The organism is Dawidia cretensis (assembly GCF_018598175.1).
GTDB lineage: Bacteria > Bacteroidota > Bacteroidia > Cytophagales > Cyclobacteriaceae > Ohtaekwangia > Ohtaekwangia cretensis.
In genome coordinates, this window is record NZ_JAHESE010000063.1 from 1 (window position 1) to 17,237 (window position 17,237).

The 17,237-nt window shown below is 50.9% G+C and carries 13 protein-coding genes; 8 read left to right on the forward strand and 5 right to left on the reverse strand.

Annotated features, from left to right (window positions below; all coding sequences use genetic code 11):
* The 3 genes from KK062_RS29205 to KK062_RS29215 form a co-directional block, all read left to right on the forward strand.
* The coding region (locus KK062_RS29205; protein ID WP_254087935.1) for an outer membrane beta-barrel protein at positions 1-1,937 on the forward strand (1,937 nt) is incomplete at its 5' end.
* Between the two features lie 186 nt (positions 1,938-2,123).
* Positions 2,124-2,675 carry an REP-associated tyrosine transposase gene (locus KK062_RS29210; RefSeq protein ID WP_254087936.1) on the forward strand — a complete coding sequence of 184 codons (552 nt, stop codon included), beginning with the start codon at positions 2,124-2,126 and terminating at the stop codon, positions 2,673-2,675.
* Between the two features lie 178 nt (positions 2,676-2,853).
* Positions 2,854-3,912 carry a TlpA disulfide reductase family protein gene (locus tag KK062_RS29215; RefSeq protein WP_254087937.1) on the forward strand — a complete coding sequence of 353 codons (1,059 nt, stop codon included), beginning with the start codon at positions 2,854-2,856 and terminating at the stop codon, positions 3,910-3,912.
* Between the two features lie 392 nt (positions 3,913-4,304).
* On the opposite strand, the gene KK062_RS29220 is transcribed toward KK062_RS29215, so the two are convergent.
* Both KK062_RS29220 and KK062_RS29225 read right to left on the reverse strand, forming a co-directional pair.
* Complete coding sequence (locus tag KK062_RS29220) at positions 4,305-7,247, reverse strand: M16 family metallopeptidase (RefSeq protein WP_254087938.1); 2,943 nt, start codon at positions 7,245-7,247, stop codon at positions 4,305-4,307.
* Between the two features lie 281 nt (positions 7,248-7,528).
* Positions 7,529-8,446, reverse strand: a complete 918-nt coding sequence (locus tag KK062_RS29225; protein WP_254087939.1) for a diacylglycerol/lipid kinase family protein — start codon at positions 8,444-8,446, stop codon at positions 7,529-7,531.
* Between the two features lie 81 nt (positions 8,447-8,527).
* On the opposite strand from KK062_RS29225, the gene surE reads away from it, so the two are divergent.
* The 4 genes from surE (at position 8,528) to ligD (ending at position 13,013) form a co-directional block, all read left to right on the forward strand.
* The gene (surE, locus tag KK062_RS29230; RefSeq protein WP_254087940.1) at positions 8,528-9,274 is read left to right on the forward strand and encodes a 5'/3'-nucleotidase SurE; all 747 of its coding nucleotides are present in this window, start codon (positions 8,528-8,530) and stop codon (positions 9,272-9,274) included.
* A gap of 157 nt (positions 9,275-9,431) precedes the next feature.
* On the forward strand, positions 9,432-9,602 hold the full coding sequence (locus KK062_RS29235; protein ID WP_254087941.1) for a hypothetical protein: 171 nt from the start codon (positions 9,432-9,434) through the stop codon (positions 9,600-9,602).
* A gap of 19 nt (positions 9,603-9,621) precedes the next feature.
* A complete protein-coding gene (gene ku, locus KK062_RS29240) occupies positions 9,622-10,383 on the forward strand; it encodes a non-homologous end joining protein Ku (RefSeq protein WP_254087942.1) in 762 nt (253 codons plus the stop codon).
* A complete protein-coding gene (gene ligD, locus KK062_RS29245) occupies positions 10,383-13,013 on the forward strand; it encodes a DNA ligase D (protein ID WP_254087943.1) in 2,631 nt (876 codons plus the stop codon). The genes ku and ligD overlap by 1 nt, the downstream gene beginning before the upstream one ends.
* A gap of 49 nt (positions 13,014-13,062) precedes the next feature.
* On the opposite strand, the gene KK062_RS29250 is transcribed toward ligD, so the two are convergent.
* The 3 genes from KK062_RS29250 to KK062_RS29260 all read right to left on the reverse strand — a co-directional run bounded on the left by KK062_RS29250 (position 13,063) and on the right by KK062_RS29260 (position 15,155).
* Positions 13,063-14,163 carry a FecR family protein gene (locus tag KK062_RS29250; RefSeq protein WP_254087944.1) on the reverse strand — a complete coding sequence of 367 codons (1,101 nt, stop codon included), beginning with the start codon at positions 14,161-14,163 and terminating at the stop codon, positions 13,063-13,065.
* Positions 14,160-14,750, reverse strand: coding sequence for an RNA polymerase sigma factor (locus tag KK062_RS29255; RefSeq protein ID WP_254087945.1), 591 nt, complete (start codon positions 14,748-14,750; stop codon positions 14,160-14,162). The genes KK062_RS29250 and KK062_RS29255 overlap by 4 nt, the downstream gene beginning before the upstream one ends.
* A 225-nt stretch (positions 14,751-14,975) precedes the next feature.
* Positions 14,976-15,155: a hypothetical protein gene (locus KK062_RS29260; RefSeq protein WP_254087946.1), complete on the reverse strand. Its 180-nt coding sequence runs from the start codon at positions 15,153-15,155 to the stop codon at positions 14,976-14,978.
* A gap of 174 nt (positions 15,156-15,329) precedes the next feature.
* Here KK062_RS29260 and solA point away from each other — a divergent pair, with 174 nt between their 5' ends.
* On the forward strand, positions 15,330-16,460 hold the full coding sequence (gene solA / locus KK062_RS29265) for an N-methyl-L-tryptophan oxidase (RefSeq protein WP_254087947.1): 1,131 nt from the start codon (positions 15,330-15,332) through the stop codon (positions 16,458-16,460).
* Positions 16,461-17,237 lie beyond the last annotated feature (777 nt).

Here is a 17,237-nt window from a genome sequence, read left to right on the forward strand (position 1 = left end):
CCCCGTCGCCCGCCCCCCCCCGGCGCCCCGGGGGGCGCTCGGGGCGGCGGGGCCGCGCGCGGGGGGGGGGGGGGCGGCCGCGCCCCGCAAACAACTTCTCCGTCGGTCAGCAAAGCGGCATCTCGACAACACATTCTGCCGGCCTCAACTATGCCGATCGCTGGGGCAAAAAGACTGAATTTACCGGCAGCTATTTTTTTAATACCGCCGACAACGAAAGCCTGACCGACCTCAATCGCGAGTATATCACCGAGCAGGACAGCGGCCTGGTGTACCGTGAAATGGGCCGCTCCAACAGTCGCAACTACAACCATCGCATCAATGCCCGCATTGAGCATACCATCGATACAGCCAACTCGCTCGTCATCACACCGCGCATAAGCTTTCAGACGAACGATGCGCGATCATCCCTGCAAGGCGATTATACTGCAAACAACACCGCGCTCGAAAGCCACCTGACCAACAGCAACCGGTCGGATAACAGCGGCTACAATCTGGGTAACAGCATTCTATTCCGTCACCGCTTTGCGAAACGTGGTCGTTCATTCTCGGTCAACCTCAACACGGAAGCCAGCAACCGCGACGGCGACTCCGAGCTATATTCCTTAAACGAATACACGTCCGGGGAGGAATCCCAACTCGTCGACCAACATTCGGATCAGCACACGCGCAGCTACACCGTGTCGTCCGACCTGTCGTATACCGAACCGCTGAACCGCTTTAGCCAGATCCAGATCAATTACACCCCGTCATATACGCGCAGCAACACCGAAAAGGAAACTTACAACCTGGGCGACGGCGGTGAATACAATGACCTGGACACGACGCTGACCAATACCTTCGAGAACGCTTACATAGCACATCGGGGAGGGGCCAGTTACCGGTTCAACAACCGTAAGCTCAGTGCCATGGGTGGGGTAAACTTTCAATATTCTCACTTACAAAGCGATCAGGAATTTCCGTATGCCTTTTCGGTCGACCGCTCCTTTCAGCGTCTCCTGCCGCGTGCCATGCTGAACTACAAATTCTCACAAACAGAAAACATCCGCATCATGTACCGCACGTCCACCAACGCGCCGTCGGTATCGCAGTTACAGAATGTAATTGACAATCGCAATCCGCTGTTCCTGAAGACCGGTAATCCAGATCTTGCCCAGGATTTTAACCATAGCCTCACCGTGCGCTACAGCCGCAGCAATACCGAAAAATCCACCAGCCTGCTCTTCTTACTGAGCGGGAGTTTTATCACGGACTACATCACCAATGCCGCCTATATCGCGACGGAAGATGAAACCGTAAACGGAGTTTTCCTGTCACGCGGCACCCAGTTGAGCTACCCGGTAAACATCAGCGGCTACCGCAACGCAAGAGCCTTGTTCACCTACGGCACGCCGCTGTCGACGCTGAAAGTAAACCTGAATATCAACACGGGCGTGAATTACAACCGCATTCCGGCGCTGATCAACCAGTCAAAAAACCTCGCCAACAACTACGCCCTGAGTCAGGGAGTGGTATTGAGCAGCAACATCAGCGAAAACTTCGACTTCACGTTATCCTATAATGCCAACTACACCATCGTCAAAAACACCCTGCAAAAACAATCCGATAATAATTATTATAACCAGGTAACATCCTTGCGCATGAACTGGATCTTCCTCAAACACTTCGTATTCACAACAACCGCCAACAACACACTCTACCGCGGCCTCTCCGCCGAATACGACCAAAGCATCTGGTTCTGGAACGCCGGCCTGGGCTACAAATTCCTCAAGAACGACGCCCTCGAAGTAAAAGTCAACGCCTACGACATCCTCAATAACAACAACAGCATCTCGCGCGACATCACGGAGACCTACATCGAAGACCGCCAGACGAACGTACTGAATCGTTACTTCCTGCTGACACTGACGTATACCTTGCGGAATTTCAAAGCATAGAACGAAGTTAGAAGGCGAAAGAGGTTGCTGGCCGGTTGCTGGCGCAAGTCTTCCGACCGAAGGGAGGGTGACTTGTGCCTGTCTAATGGGAGTCTTCAGACTCCCGAGGAACTCTCCAGGGATTTTGAATAAACTCAAATGTTCCCTATCTTCACAAAACAACGTTAACTATTATTCCGTTATCAAATGAGTCGTAAATATAAAATCCGAGATCAGGAAGCTGTCTATTTTGTAACCTTCACTGTCGTTCGCTGGCTGGATGTTTTTATTCGGAAAGACTATAGAGATATTCTAATGGAAAGTCTACGGTACTGCCAAAAGAACAAGGGACTGGTGTTGTATGCTTATTGTATTATGAGTAGTCACGTGCATCTCATTATTAGTCGCCATCGCAGTTCGAACCTGGGGGGTATTATCCGAGATATTAAGAAATATACCTCTGTGCTAATTATTGATGCTATTAAAGCTAATTCGCAGGAGAGTAGAAGGAATGAGTTGTTGTCGATATTTGAATCAGAAGGCAGAGGGAATAGCAACAATAAGACCTATCAATTCTGGCAGCAGCATAGTCATCCAATCGAATTGGATACGGAGGAAAAGCTTTATCAGCGAATGGATTATATTCATTACAATCCTGTCGAGGCTGGTATTGTGCTTTCTCCGGAGTATTATCTGTATAGCAGCGCTGCGAGTTATGCGGGATTAAAGGAGACCTTGATCGATGTTATTTTGATTTAGGTGCTAACAACCAGGCCTCGGGAGTCTGAAGACTCCCATTAGAACAGGCACAAGTGACACGCCTCCGCTAACGCTTGGCGCAACACTTGCGCCAGATTCATATTTGCAAAACATTGCCGGATGCAACATACGAAGCGCCAATCCACATCGCTATAACGAATGTATATTCAGTCGACCTATGCCTAAGTACTTAATAGCTATAGTTCTATTCCTTCTAACCCTCACACTCCACGCCCAAACCCGCCCATTCACCATCGCCGGCAAACTTCAGGGCAACTACACCGGCACCATCACCCTGCACTACACCCTCAACACTCAAGAACCCATCACCCTCCAGACCCCGGTCGAAAACAAGACCTTCCACTTCATCGGCCAGGTCCCGCACCCCGTACAAGCCACGCTCGAGCTCGAAGGCCTTTCCACCGCCATCTGGCTCTACCTCGACTCCGGCAGCATCCACGTCAACGCCCGCACCCACACGTTCATCGACCCCGAAGGCCGTCTGGTCAACCGTCTCCAATCAACCTCCATCACCGGATCCTACAGCGAAATGCTGAAGAGCGACTTCTTCACCTTCTGGCGCACCCTGATAGAAACCGACCAACCCGACTCCGCCAAAGCCGAAACACTCTATCGCCACATGCTAGCCCTCGTAGACGCGCAGCCCGCCAGCAACATCGGCTCCGAGCTACTCCGCGACGCCGACCTGCTCACCTACGCCCAGGCCGACACCATCTTCCACCACCTCTCCGCCGAACAACAATCCCTTGCTGGCAGCAACGGCGTAGCGAAGCTCCTGCAACGCCTGGCCCACACGGAGCGTGGCACGCCCTTTAAATTCTTCCTGTTAACAGATAAGACGGGCAAGCCGATGAGCGGCGAACAGCTTCCACACAAATACATGCTCGTAGACTTCTGGGCCAGCTGGTGCGGCCCCTGCCGGCGCGAGCATCCCAACCTGGTGTCACTCTATAGCAAATATCATTCAGCCGGTTTCGAAATCGTCAGCATATCCCTCGACGAAGAACGCCCCAGGTGGCTAAGCGCCATTGCCAACGACGAGCTTACGTGGCCCCAGCTATCAGACCTCAAAGGCATGACGAGCCCTGCCGCGCAATACTATGCGTTGTCATTTATACCCTTCAATGTGCTGCTGGATGCACACGGGAAAATCATTGCTAAAGATGTAAAAGGAGAGAGATTGCAGAAGCTCTTGGCTTCGTTATTGCCAGAGTAGTATATGCAGAGAGGTTAAAGAGGACACGCCAGTCCAGGACTGGCCGCAGTTTCCGTCGCCCCGACAAGATCGGGACTATCGCAATTCGGCATTGGCGCCCACCTAAAAAAAACAGAATGAGTGTGAGCGCGAGAGCGAAAAAGTAGTCTTTTTCGTCGCTCCCGCGCTCACACTCACGCTGTCTCAAAGGCCTGTTGCAGAGACCGGATTTTCGTCATTCATTAACCTAAACTTATGAGGAAACACAATCTACGCCTTAGAAGTGTGGGGTTATCCGGTCCTGCAGTGGCAGTTCCTGTTACGGGCGCAAGAGAGGGGTGGCTAAGTAACAAGAATTATAACGGGACAAACAGTTCCCTGCGGGCATCTCCCGCAGGGGAAACTGTTTGATATTAATATCCGAATATTTCCGGCAGCGTCAGTTTCTTCACCGCACCGAACTTCTTCAAGTCGTCTTCTTTAACATTCTTCGACGAAGCCAACACGCAATACGTGTATGACTTGTGACGAAGGTTGTCATCGTGGAACTTTGCTATGTCATCGTACGTCAGCGCATCCACCGCGCGGTACACTTCTTTGCGGTAGTCGATATCAAGGCCCAGCTTCCGGGCGGCCAGGTAGCTAAAGATAATACCATCCTGGTTAATACGCTCGGTTTCGATGTCTTGTTTAATACCGTCGCGCGCCGTGGTAAAGATCTTGTCCGTATGCGGCATGTCGTCCAGCAGCTCGTTCATGCTGGTAACAGCTTCGCCGATCTTGTCGGCCTGGCTACCCACATACGCGATCGCCGTATAACGACCGTCTTTCTTGTCGGGCGACGCATACGTTGCGTACGTCGAGTAGGCGAGGGCCTTCGACTCGCGGATGGTCTGGAACACAATCGTACCCATGCCACCTCCAAAGTAAGAGTTAAACAGCATGATGCGCGCCGTGTTCGCCGGATCGTATGCTGTCGTATTGCGGACCCAGTTTACTTCCACCTGTACCATGTCGTAGTCGGTAAAGAGCACCGTGTTGGCCGTCTGGTCAACTTTCGTAAACTTCACCGGGGCCGGCGCTTCACGGAAAGCAGCAGGCAAGGCATGCGCTTTCTGGAACAGCGGTGTCAGCGTCGCCAGCGACTCAGGACCGTAGTACAAAATGCTATGCTTATAACTCATCAATCCATGAAGCAGGTCCGTAAGCTCTTTCGCCGTAACAGCTGTCAGCTCCTGGTCGCTCAACTGAAAGTTGAACGGATTCTTCTCTCCATACATCGCATACTGCATCATACCACGCATGATCGAGCCCTTATTCAGCTTGTTGTCGGCACGGCTTTTCCGCAGGCGATCTTTTAACGCCGCCAGTGCTGCGTCGTCCGCTTTGCACGTGGTGATCAGCGATTCAAAGAGTCGAACGGCTTCGCCAAAATTCTCTTGCAATCCGGAGATCGCAATGGTCGTCTCTTCAGACGATGCCGACACCGAAAAGTTACAGGCGATGTTGTAAAATGCTTTGCTGATCTGCTCGGCCGTAGCTTTTTCGGTACCGAGGAATTGGAGGTACTGTGCGGCAATACCCAAACGCTTATCGCTCCAGCTGCCCATATCAAAACGATAATACGCGCGGAACAAACCGTTTTCTTTGTTCTGCACATACAGCACATCGGCAGGACCGATCTTGCTTTGCTGAATGTCCTTCTTGTAATCCAGCCATTGCGGCTCTACCGGCGTGACCGGAATCTTCGCCATGCTTTCCAGGAAAGGAGAGCGTGCATCGCGGTTCACTTCTACCGGCGTAATAGCAGGCTTATCTACTTTTACAATGCTCTTATCTTCTCCTTTGCGTTTATACACCAGCACATAGTTCTCGCCCAGGTATTGGTTGGCAAAATCCATGATCTGCTTCTTCGTCACTTTACTCATCTCGTCGAGGTAGGCAACGTCACTTGTCCATTGCATACCTTTGTGTTTGATATAAGCATCCATCAATGACTCGGCACGGCTGCCATTGTCTTCCAATCCTTGAAGCTCAGACAGTTTGGCGTTGTTGACGATCGCCTTCACCAGCGACTCATCAAACGAGCCCTTCTTCAGCAGGTCCAGTTGCTCGAGAAGCAGTTTTTTTACGTCTTCCAGGCTTTGATCCTGCTTGGCTTTGCCACCCAACAGGAATACGCTGTAGTCTTTAAAGGACCATACGCCCGCGCTTGCGCCAAGGATCTTTTGTTGTTTGTTCAGGTTCAGGTCGATCAGACCGGCCTTGCCATTGCTGAGCACCATCGACGTCACCGTCAGGAGGACCGACGAGCGGGTGTCCAGTGCCCCCGGCATCCGAAAGGCAATATTTACACTCTCGGCATCGGGGCCAAACACTTCCTTCACGATCGGAGCCTTAATCGGCTTCTCGGGCGCCGGTGTATATTCTTTTACCGGCGCAGACTTCATATAGGCAAAGGCAGCGTCAACCTTCTTGATCACATACGACGGGTTAAAATCGCCCGCCATGATCAGGGCCATGTTGTTCGGCACATAGTACTTGTTATAGAAGTCGCGGATGGCCTTCAGCGACGGGTTCTTCAGGTGATCGATGGTACCAATCGTCGATTGCTGGCCATAATTGTGTGTCGGGAAAAGCGTGTTCAGCAGTGTCTCGTACATCTTACGGCCGTCGTTGTCCAGGCCGCGGTTTTTCTCCTCATACACCGCTTCCAATTCCGTGTGGAACAGGCGGAATACCGGGTAGCGGAACCGCTCGGCCTGTACCGCCAGAAAACGGTCTAACGCATTTGACGGGATATTCTCCTCATACACCGTCTCTTCCACAGAAGTGTGCGCGTTGGTACCCTGGGCGCCCAGCGAAGCCATCATGTTGTCGTATTCGTTGGCAATGGCCTGCTTGGCAGCAACGCCGGATACGCTGTCAATGATGTGATAGATCACCTTGCGCCGGTTGCTGTCCGTCGTTTGATTGTATACCGTATACAGGCTGTCGATGCGGTCAATGTACGCGCGTTCTTTATTCCAGTCCAGGCTGCCGAACTTGTCGGTGCCTTTAAACAACAAGTGTTCGAGATAGTGCGCCAGGCCGGTGTGGTCGGCAGGGTCGCTGTTACTGCCGGCGCGGATGCCGATCAGCGTCTGAATGCGAGGCTCTTTCTTGTTGACGCTTAAAACAACTGTTAGGCCATTCTTCAATTGATAAAAACGGGCGCCCATCGGGTCGTTCGTGACATACTTATACGTATAACCATCTTCCGTCTTCTCTTTCCACTGGTATTGCTTTTGGCCATAGCCCTCAAAGGACATGCAGAGGACAAGGCACAAAAGCCCTACGAGACTTCGTTTCAGCATAAAGTTTGGTGAATTTTTGATTTGCAGAATTATTTAAGCCGCATCGGTTTTCAAAACGGCGGCATGATATTAAGTATAAATTACGGTATCCGAAAACAACTTCGATAGAATACATACCGGAGATCTCCGGTCGCGTGTTGTGACCGCCAACAGAAAGTCTATTCGCATGATATAGTATATATAATTAAGATCCGCTGCATGCAGCGTAGTATGGGGATGGTCACTACTACCAATACCCACGAATGGGTACACCGGACGACCGTAAGCCTGACCGTTGTGCCCTAGGCAGCCGGCGTTTCCGCTACCGGCGGCCCCACCAGGAACTGCACCGCGCCGGCCTGCAGCTCGACCTTGATCTCGGTCGGCTCGTCCAGCTTGAGGTAAGCATCGTCGACATGCAGGTGCACGCCGTCCCAGGCGATCCGAAGCTTTTTCGCTTTTAAAATATTGAAGAACGCAGGCTCTTCCTTGCCCAGGATTTTGCTGAGAATATAGTTGGCGAATTGCTCGCGCTGGGACTCGGTAATGAGCACGACCTCGAACTCGCCGTCACCCGGGTCGGAAAACGGCACGAGATTCAGGTTGGGGCCGATCGAACGGGTATTCATGACCTCCGCCATCAGGTAATTCCCGGAGTATTCGGCGTCATCAATTTGGATCGAGCATGCCCGCGCTTTATAATTCAGTACGATATCATGAAAGATTTCCAGCACGGTCATAATGCTCTTATCGTAATTATCGCTTTTGCGTTTTTGCTTGTCCATTTCTTTCATCAGCCGGGGAAAGAGCCCGAAGCCAATGCCTTCCAGAAAGAACTTCTCATCTGCCAGGTTATAAATACGACCGATATCGAACAATTTAAGATGGCGATCACTCCAGGTAGCCATGATTTCCTGTGGCTCGCCCGTCACGTCGAGCGTCTTGGCAATGTTGTTAGCCGTGCCCATGGGAATCAGTCCGATGGGGAGCCGTTTGTCCAAAAACGCGAGCACGGTCTTGCGGATGGTGCCATCGCCGCCGGCCACGACCAAAAAGTCGGTCTGCTTTGTATCTATTTTTTCCCAGCCGTCGTCCTTTGTGGACGAATAGCTACAGCTGTAGCCTGCATCTTCTATCGCTTCTATGAGATGTTCCGTTACGTCTTCGGCCTCTCCGGCACTGGGGTTGTGAATCAGCTTGGCAAATTTCATTAGGGTCATGTATAGGGGGTGGCCTGTGTGCCGCATCTGCACAAGATAAACCCATGCCAGGGTAGGAATGATATTATTAGTCCGTTCGGTATGCGTATACTGATTACAAATGACGATGGCATCTACAGTCCTGGGATTGCCTCGCTCGCCAAAATAGCCTCACGCTTCGGAGAAGTACGCGTGGTGGCACCCGATGTTGAACAATCCTCCATGGGGCACGCCATTACGGCGTCACGCCCATTGTTCTATCGCAAGTCTCCCATTGCCTTCGGCGACCTGGAAGCCTATCGCGTCAACGGTACGCCTGCAGATTGTGTGGCCCTCGGCTCACACCTCGGCCAGACAGACGTGGTACTCTCCGGTATTAACATGGGCCTGAACCTGGGCAATTCCATGTGGCACTCGGGTACCCTTGCCGGCGCCAAGCAAGCCGTACTGCTGGGCATGAAGGGCATTGCGCTAAGCGCTCCTGTCGGCAAAACTGAACCGGACTTCAGCAAGCTCGAACCCTTTGTTGAAAAAGCGCTGGCGTTACTCCTGGAAAACCCTAATCTTTCATTGGTCAATGTAAACTTTCCTGAAAATCCGGAGGGTGTAAAATGGACGCGCCAGTCCGTGCGGCAATACGACGGCAAGATCGTTCCGGGCACTGACCCCTATGGGCGTAAGCACTATTGGTTCACCGTCATACCACTGGAACCTGCTGAAGAAGGAACAGATCGCTGGGCGGTGGAGAACAACTATGTGTCCATCACCCCGCTCCGCCTGGACCTCACAAACGAGGCAGAGCTGATGGCGGTATTGCAAAAGACACCCGCAGAAAATGTATCGGCATAATGCGGGACAAGTTGGCCAGGGAATGCCCCAACGCGTAGGGCAAAAGATATGATTTTTTTGCAATCCCGATAGATTACATAGTATTTTTTCGTATATTTTCCCGTGGCACAGTATTTAATCTTTTTTTGCAAAGTTTCAACTTTAACAAAAAAAGATTATGGAAAAGATTAAAAACGGCGACTCGATAATTTACCAGAACCAGGAAGGTGTAGTATATGGACGGCCGCGGGAAGTGAAGTCTTTAGGACTGGTATATACCATTCGAATCGGCAATGACTATGTAAAACTTTCGTCGTGGGAAATAGCCCAGGCGATGAAGATACAATAACCTCAAAACTCTTCTACGTATGCGCGCGATTTGGACAGGTGCAATCGGCTTCGGCCTGGTCAACATTCCCATCAAAATGTACAGTGCTGTACAGAATAGTGATCTTGACCTCGATATGTTGGATAAGAAAGATCACGCCAACATCCGTTTCAAACGCGTCAACGGCACCACCGGCAAGGAAGTCGAGTATGCCAACATCGTAAAGGGTTACAAGCTGGACGGCGAGTATGTCGTACTCGACGACAAAGACTTCGAACGGGCCAGCCCCCAGAAAAGCAAAACCATCGACATCTCTGACTTTGTGCGCGAGAGCGAGATCGACTCGATCTACTACGAAACACCGTATTACCTCGAGCCCGAGAAATCGGGCGTACGGGCCTACGCCCTGTTACATGAGGCGTTGGTCAAAAGCGAGAAAGCAGCCATCGGAAGCTTCGTACTGCGCAGTAAGGAACACCTTTGTGTACTGAAGCCCCGCGGCAAAGCGATTGTATTAAACCGCATACGCTTTGCCGAGGAGATCCGTAGTACCGAGGAGTTGAACCTGCCGGATACAAAACCCAAACCGGCTGAGCTCAAGATGGCGCTTTCGCTGATCGACCAGCTTACCGGTGAATTTGACATCGACAAGTTTAAAGATACCTATGCTTCTGAGCTGTTGAAGATTATCAAGGCAAAGGCAAGTGGAAAGAAACCGGCCGCGACGAAAATGAAGGTAACACACCGGAAGTCGACCGATCTGATCTCCCAGCTTAAAGCCAGTCTCAAAAAGGCATCCTGATGAGCCTGACCCGGTACAAGAAAAAGCGGGACTTCACACAGACCTCCGAGCCGAAAGGCGAGAAAAAGAAAAAAGGTGTCGCGCCCCTTACCTTTGTCATTCAACGTCACGATGCCAGCCGGCTGCACTACGATTTCCGTCTTGAGCTGGACGGCGTTCTGAAAAGTTGGGCCATTCCCAAAGGACCATCACTGGACCCCGCCGACAAGCGACTGGCAATGATGGTCGAAGATCACCCCCTCGAATACGGCAAGTTCTCCGGCTCCATTCCCAAAGGAAACTACGGTGCCGGTACCGTCGACATCTGGGACTATGGCACCTATACACCCGACGGTGTCACCAAACGTGCCGACTACGAAAAACACCTGCGTGAGCATCTCGAAAAAGGCGACCTGAAGTTCACCCTGAAAGGAAAAAAACTACAGGGCTCTTTTGCGTTGGTCCAAATGAAGCGCGCCGAAGAAGGAAATGCCTGGCTGCTGATCAAACACCGCGACGAACATGCCACCAAAGGGTACGACATCGAGTCGGTAAAGCCGGCCAGGCCGCACGGCAAAAAGGTATGGGGCAAAGCCGACCCGGAAGCACCGAAGGAGAAAGAAAAAGCAAAGAAGCCCGAGCCGTCGGCATTAAAATCCGTTCGTAGCGGCAAAGCGCATAAGTACAAGGAATTTATCGAACCCATGGCCGCGCAAACCCGCGAGCAGCCGTTTGATGACGCGGCATGGGTGTTTGAAATCAAGTGGGACGGCTACCGCGCCGTAGCCGAAATCGGAAAGAAAGAGAAACGTCTATATTCACGCAACGGCCTGTCGTTCGAATCGCTGTACCCGGATGTCTTTGATGCGCTCGACAAGATCAAAGAGCCTGCTATACTGGATGGGGAGATCGTTGTGCTCGACGAAAACGATCGCCCCAGCTTTCAAAAGCTGCAACAGTACGGCGAGAATCCAACGCTACCGATCATCTACTATGTATTCGACATTCTATCGCACAAAGGCAAAAGCCTGACGAGCGTTCCGCTATTGGAACGGAAAGAAATCCTGGCGAAGCTGTTGCCGAAGGATCATGAGATCATCCGGTACTCCGATCACGTAGAAGAACATGGCAAGCGGGTATTCCAACATGCCGTCGAGCTGGGAGTGGAAGGGGTCATTGCCAAAAAGGCCGACAGTCTATACAACCCAGGCCGTCGTACCTACGACTGGCTCAAAATTAAAAATCTCAATACACAGGAAGCTGTCGTCGCGGGCTATACCGCGCCACGCAGAAGCCGGAAACATATCGGCGCACTGATCCTCGGCATATACAAACGCGGCAAGCTGATATACATCGGCCACACCGGCACGGGATTTACCGACAAGCTGCTGAAGGAGGTATACGGCGCCCTGCAGCCGCTGGTGCGCGAGACGTCTCCCTTTCAGGAGAAAATACCCTTTAACGCGCCCGTTACCTGGGTGGAGCCCAGGTTGGTATGCGAAGTAAAATTCGCGGAGCTTACAGACGAAGGAATATTACGCCAGGCAGTATTTATGGGCATGCGTATAGACAAAGCGCCAAAAGAAGTGGATCACCTCGATGTAGAGGAAGCCGCCACCGCAGAGAAAGCCAAAAAAGGTAAAAAGACCGGCCGCACCGGCAAAGCGGCAAAAGCCACCGCCAAGCCTGCATCCCGGCAAGCCACCAAGACGGCGCGAAAGAAAACAACGGAAGACACGCACGAGGGCACCATCCGGGTTGATGGCCACGAGGTAAAGCTGACCAATCAAAATAAACTATACTTCCCCAAAGATGGCATCACCAAAGGGCAAGTGGTGGCGTATTACAATAGCATCAGCAAATACATTCTACCATACCTGAAGGATCGCCCGGAATCACTCAAGCGAAACCCTAACGGCATCGAAGACAAAGGTTTCTACCACAAAGACGCCGCCGAAGACGCACCATCCTTTGTCGATAGCATCACCTTGTACTCCGAAGGCGCCCGCAAAGACATCGACTATATCCTTTGCAACAATAAAGCCACGCTGTTGTACATGAACAACCTGGGTTGCATCGAAGTCAACCCCTGGTGCTCGCGTACAAAGAGCCTCGACAACCCCGACTACCTCGTACTCGACCTCGATCCATCCGACAAGAACACCTTCAACCAGGTGGTCGACACCGCGCTGGCGGTGAAAGAAGTCCTGGACAAGGCCGGCGCCGTAGGCTATTGCAAAACTTCCGGCGCTTCCGGCTTGCACATCTATGTACCCCTCGCCGCGAAATACGACTACGACCAGGCACGCATGTTCGCCGAGCTGGTAGCACACCACGCACAAGAGTTGGTTCCCAGGTTTACCACCCTCGAGCGTTCGCTCAACCAACGCAAGGGGCGCCTGTACATTGATTACTTACAGAACAAGCGGGGCCAAACGCTGGCCTCGGTATACAGCATGCGCCCCGTGCCCGGCGCCACCATCTCCACACCACTCGAGTGGAAGGAAGTAAAACATGGCCTGCACCCCAGCGACTTCACGATGGAAACACTGCCCAAGCGCCTGGAGAAGAAAGGCGACCTGTTCAAGCCTGTGCTGGGTAAGGGCATTGACATCGCGAAGTGTCTGAAGAAGATGGAAGGCGGGGCTTAGTGTGTCTGCGTATATTCGCATGACCCGACTGGTTACGGCAAAGGTGTATTTATGGTATAATTTTTTCTGTGTGCGGCAAGGACAGTCTTGTAAATCGTCTAAACTCCAGGGTAAGAGGGTCACTTTGAATTAATTCGACATCGCATGACGCGGCGAGCGACAAACTCTGGAGAACATCGTAAAGAGAAATATTGCTATCAAATGTTGCAGTAATCCGAATATTCTTAAGACGCTCATTTTTTAGGTGGATACTTACATCAAAAATGTGTTCGATGTTTTTAGCAATATCTTCAAAACGCGCATTTTGGAAAACTAGTGGTTTGCCTTTACCCGCGTTGCCTGATAACTTCTTCGTTTTCCATGTGAGAGATGTGGCGCGATTCCATACCAGATAACCGTCATCAAGGCGAGGCCTGCTATTTCGATAAACTGTCATTTTTTCGCCATCCCCGACTTGAGTCAATTCCTTTTGCTGGGTATGAACCGAAACACGGCCATGCAGGACTCTTATCGTTATGCTATCCTCATTGTCGTTTGCCCGAACGGCAAAGATGGTACCCAATACAGTAACAGATATATTCCCTAGGTTGATGCTAAATCTCCGCAGAGAATCATGTGTAACGTTAAAATAAGCTTCGCCCTGCAGTACAAGAGTGCGTTCTTCTGCAAAATTAGAAGTATAGGATATCAGGCTTCCGTCTTTTATAAGGATTTTACTACTGTCAGGCATCGTGTGGCGAACAGGGCCTTTTATGCTGAAGGTTTTGTGAGCGCTCGAAGATGGCGGCAATGCTATCGGTGGTGCGCTTGTTTCCTTTGACGCAAAAAATAGAATGCTCTTAAAGAGATCGACCCCGTATGGTGATAAACCGGCGACTATACAGACTCCAACGAACACCGCCGCCTTTTGTAAAAGAGACCCGCCAAACCATTTTTTATACTGTGGATGGCGTCGCCCTAAAGCATCAATTTTTCGCCAAAACGAATCGAGATTTTGCTGAGTCACCTCTGTTTCGAGCTCGGAAATCTCATGAGGCTTGGCAAATTCTTGCTCTACAATCTCATCGACCATCCTGTTAAACACGACAAATTCATCTGCTGTCGCTGATCCATCCTGGATCTTATTTTTGAGTTTCTCAAAATCTGTCATAACTCCATTATGTTGAGTGTAACCCATAGTATAATTCCCCAAAGGTGAAGTGTGTCGTTAGATTTAAATATATGTTTTAGCTTACTGTATGCATTCACAATGGTGTTCCGCGCTGTCTTTTCGGATATATTAAGTTTATTCGCGATGTCTGCATGACTCATTTCTTCGAGTTTGTGTAATCTGATTATTTCCTGTTGGCGTGGCGATAGCTGATTAATGGCGTCGTAAAGCATCGCCGTGTTAGAATCCCCCTCCATGTCTATAAAAGAAAAAGTATCCTGTTGTTGCATGTACTCTTTAATCATTTCCCGGGCACGTGTATCTTTAGCAAGATGTTTAATCGACGCATATTTTATACTGACCTTAAGCCAGGCTTTAAGGTCAGTATCGACTTGTCCGAACAGATCTCTGTTTCGCCACAAGTGCTGAAAAAGATCCTGGGTTATATCATAGGCATCGTTCTCGTTACCTGTTATTCTGGAGGCTACTCTCATTAATGTGGAAAAATATTCTTTATAAACGCTTTCAAAATCAGCCTTGCTTCCTGTAGCTATTCTGCGTATTAGGTTTTTCTCTACCTCATTCATATGTAAATTGACAGAACTGGGTTAGGTTGAGTATTTGTTTGTCAGCCGGCATGTTATGCGGTAGCACCAGGAGACTGCTCTATAGAGCAGCAAAAGGGCCACAAGTCCTACTTGATATCGAATATTTTAAGGACTTATATTTTTGTATAATATCTTATACCAAGTGGCATTTTTTGACTCTATAACACCTGGCATGGGCTTCTGCGGGCATGGCGTCCAAAACGTTTATAATGATTTCTTTTTCTGACCTTCTTTCCGCCCGCGTATCGTGATGATAATATTTATTCGCTTCCAATGGTAGCCGGCCAGAAGAATGACAGCGATGAGCGCCAACATGGAGCCTGATTTCGTGGTTAGAATATAATCTATTACTGTCTGCGTAGCGGTTTCTTGTAGTGAGGTCATTTGCGGTATTTTTTAAGCAGTTCACACTCCAATAGAGTGACCAACTTTATAAAAGTCCTATTCATCTCTTGCTTTTATTAACGGCTTTCAGGTCGGGCGTAAAATGATGGATGCCTTCTGTAAGGTAGAGGTTGTCGCATTGATATATTGCAATAGGAACCGTATCTTCGCAAGATGTTAGCGGAATATGATGTACTTGTCGTAGGCCTGGGGGCTACCGGCAGCCAGGCGCTATATCAGATCGCGAAGGCGGGACAACGCGTTCTGGGCATCGACCGCTTCACGCCGCCACACATCTATGGATCGTCACACGGTCAGAGCCGTATCATCCGACAAGCGTATTATGAAAGCCCGGTATACGTACCGTTAGTGCAGGAAGCCTATGGTTTATGGCACGATCAGGAGCGCATTGCTGGCCGAAAGCTGTTTACGCAAACGGGTGGGCTGATGCTCGGCACGCCGGACTCGATCCTGGTGCAAGGCTCACGGCTAAGTGCTGAAACACATGGACTGGCGTACGAGTACCTCGACGCTCATGCCATCCGCACGCGGTTTCCCGCTTTCCAGCCCACACCCGATACAGTGGGCGTATTTGAAACCGCCGCCGGTGTGCTTTTCCCCGAAGCTTGTATAGAGACTGCCCTTCAATTAGCGCAGGCCCACGGCGCCGCATACAGGCTAGGGGAGACGGTATTATCGTTATCGCCCAAAGATAATTATGTCGAAATACTTACTGTCAATGGCACCCATACCGCTCGGCAGGTAATCGTAAGCGCCGGCGCATGGTTGGCACAGCTGGTGCCTGAACTAGCCCTGCCGTTGACTGTAGCGCGCCAGGTAGTTTTCTGGTTCGACCACGCAGGAGGCCGACTGCAAAGTCTCCAACCCGATCATTTTCCCATCTACATCTGGGAGACCGGGGACACCATGTTTTACGGCTTCCCCGATCAGGGCAACGGCTTGAAAGTTGCCTTCCACCATTACGGCGAACCTGCCGACCCAAACAACCTTAACCGTCAGGTCACCTCCCAGGAAATATCCGCGATAGAAAGTGTTATCGGTAGACATTTCGGCATCGACCCCATATTCCGCGAGGCTTCTGTGTGCATGTACACCAATACTCCCGACATGGATTTTATCATTGACCGTCATCCCCAGCATAATAATGTGATCATCGCCAGCCCCTGTTCGGGCCACGGCTTTAAATTCGCCAGCGCCATCGGAAAGATTCTGGTCGACATGATCATGGACCGCCCCATCGACTTCGACCTGACGCCGTTCCGAATCGATCGGTTTACGGCGTAAATCGTCCTGCGCCTCCAGGGAAATTGTATAACTATAAACTTTAGCCCGCCGTCTTTCGGGTTCAGAAGACTTCATCGTATATACATACTTCACCTCCGGCTGCCAAACACCGATCTGGTTTTTTGGTTCCACGGGGGGTGCACGCTCCGTTACAACCTTATCCAATGGTGCTTTATTTGCCATCCCATCATCCTCACCGTCATTCGCAGACACGCCATCCGTCCCACGCAAGGCCAGGATCTTCGCTGCGCCAAACCGTGGAACTTCCTGAATCTCACCGTACTGCCGAAAGGCTCCATACTCAATGCCAATCGACAACATCAATGTCCAGCGATTGTCCGGAGGAAGCACATTCATCGCCAATTCCAATACACTACTTTCCATCCCTTCTAACGAAGGGTTCCACGCCGTCGAAATGCTTTTTGAATAATAGGACTTATCGTACCATTGAGGCGGCAGGTACTCTTTGGAGGGGATATCAAACGCCACATCCGGCACAATCCCCAACGTAACCGTCAGGCGAAACATGGCGTGGTTGTTCTGTGGAAAATAATTGATGTCACGTATCAACTCGGGAATTTCCATGCGGACAGAACGATTGGCGCGGTCCAAGGTATAGTCTACGGGGGTGCGTACAATGGAGTCGAAGCTGGGCGCCTTTTTGGTAGTTGAAAATCCTTCGAGCAGGCGCGTATGTTCGGAGAGCGTAATACGACGACGGCCCCATTCGCCGGTACCGTCGCGCAATTGTACCTGGCGCATGATACTGTTTATGTC

Excerpts from the sequence above, each read along its gene's own strand:
- KK062_RS29210 (WP_254087936.1), top strand. The coding sequence starts at position 2,124 with ATGAGTCGTAAATATAAAATCCGAGATCAGGAAGCTGTCTATTTTGTA.
- KK062_RS29215 (WP_254087937.1), top strand. The coding sequence starts at position 2,854 with ATGCCTAAGTACTTAATAGCTATAGTTCTATTCCTTCTAACCCTCACA.
- KK062_RS29220 (WP_254087938.1), bottom strand. The coding sequence starts at position 7,247 with ATGCTGAAACGAAGTCTCGTAGGGCTTTTGTGCCTTGTCCTCTGCATG.
- KK062_RS29225 (WP_254087939.1), bottom strand. The coding sequence starts at position 8,446 with ATGACCCTAATGAAATTTGCCAAGCTGATTCACAACCCCAGTGCCGGA.
- surE (WP_254087940.1), top strand. The coding sequence starts at position 8,528 with ATGCGTATACTGATTACAAATGACGATGGCATCTACAGTCCTGGGATT.
- KK062_RS29235 (WP_254087941.1), top strand. The coding sequence starts at position 9,432 with ATGGAAAAGATTAAAAACGGCGACTCGATAATTTACCAGAACCAGGAA.
- ku (WP_254087942.1), top strand. The coding sequence starts at position 9,622 with ATGCGCGCGATTTGGACAGGTGCAATCGGCTTCGGCCTGGTCAACATT.
- ligD (WP_254087943.1), top strand. The coding sequence starts at position 10,383 with ATGAGCCTGACCCGGTACAAGAAAAAGCGGGACTTCACACAGACCTCC.
- KK062_RS29250 (WP_254087944.1), bottom strand. The coding sequence starts at position 14,163 with ATGACAGATTTTGAGAAACTCAAAAATAAGATCCAGGATGGATCAGCG.
- KK062_RS29255 (WP_254087945.1), bottom strand. The coding sequence starts at position 14,750 with ATGAATGAGGTAGAGAAAAACCTAATACGCAGAATAGCTACAGGAAGC.
- KK062_RS29260 (WP_254087946.1), bottom strand. The coding sequence starts at position 15,155 with ATGACCTCACTACAAGAAACCGCTACGCAGACAGTAATAGATTATATT.
- solA (WP_254087947.1), top strand. The coding sequence starts at position 15,330 with ATGTTAGCGGAATATGATGTACTTGTCGTAGGCCTGGGGGCTACCGGC.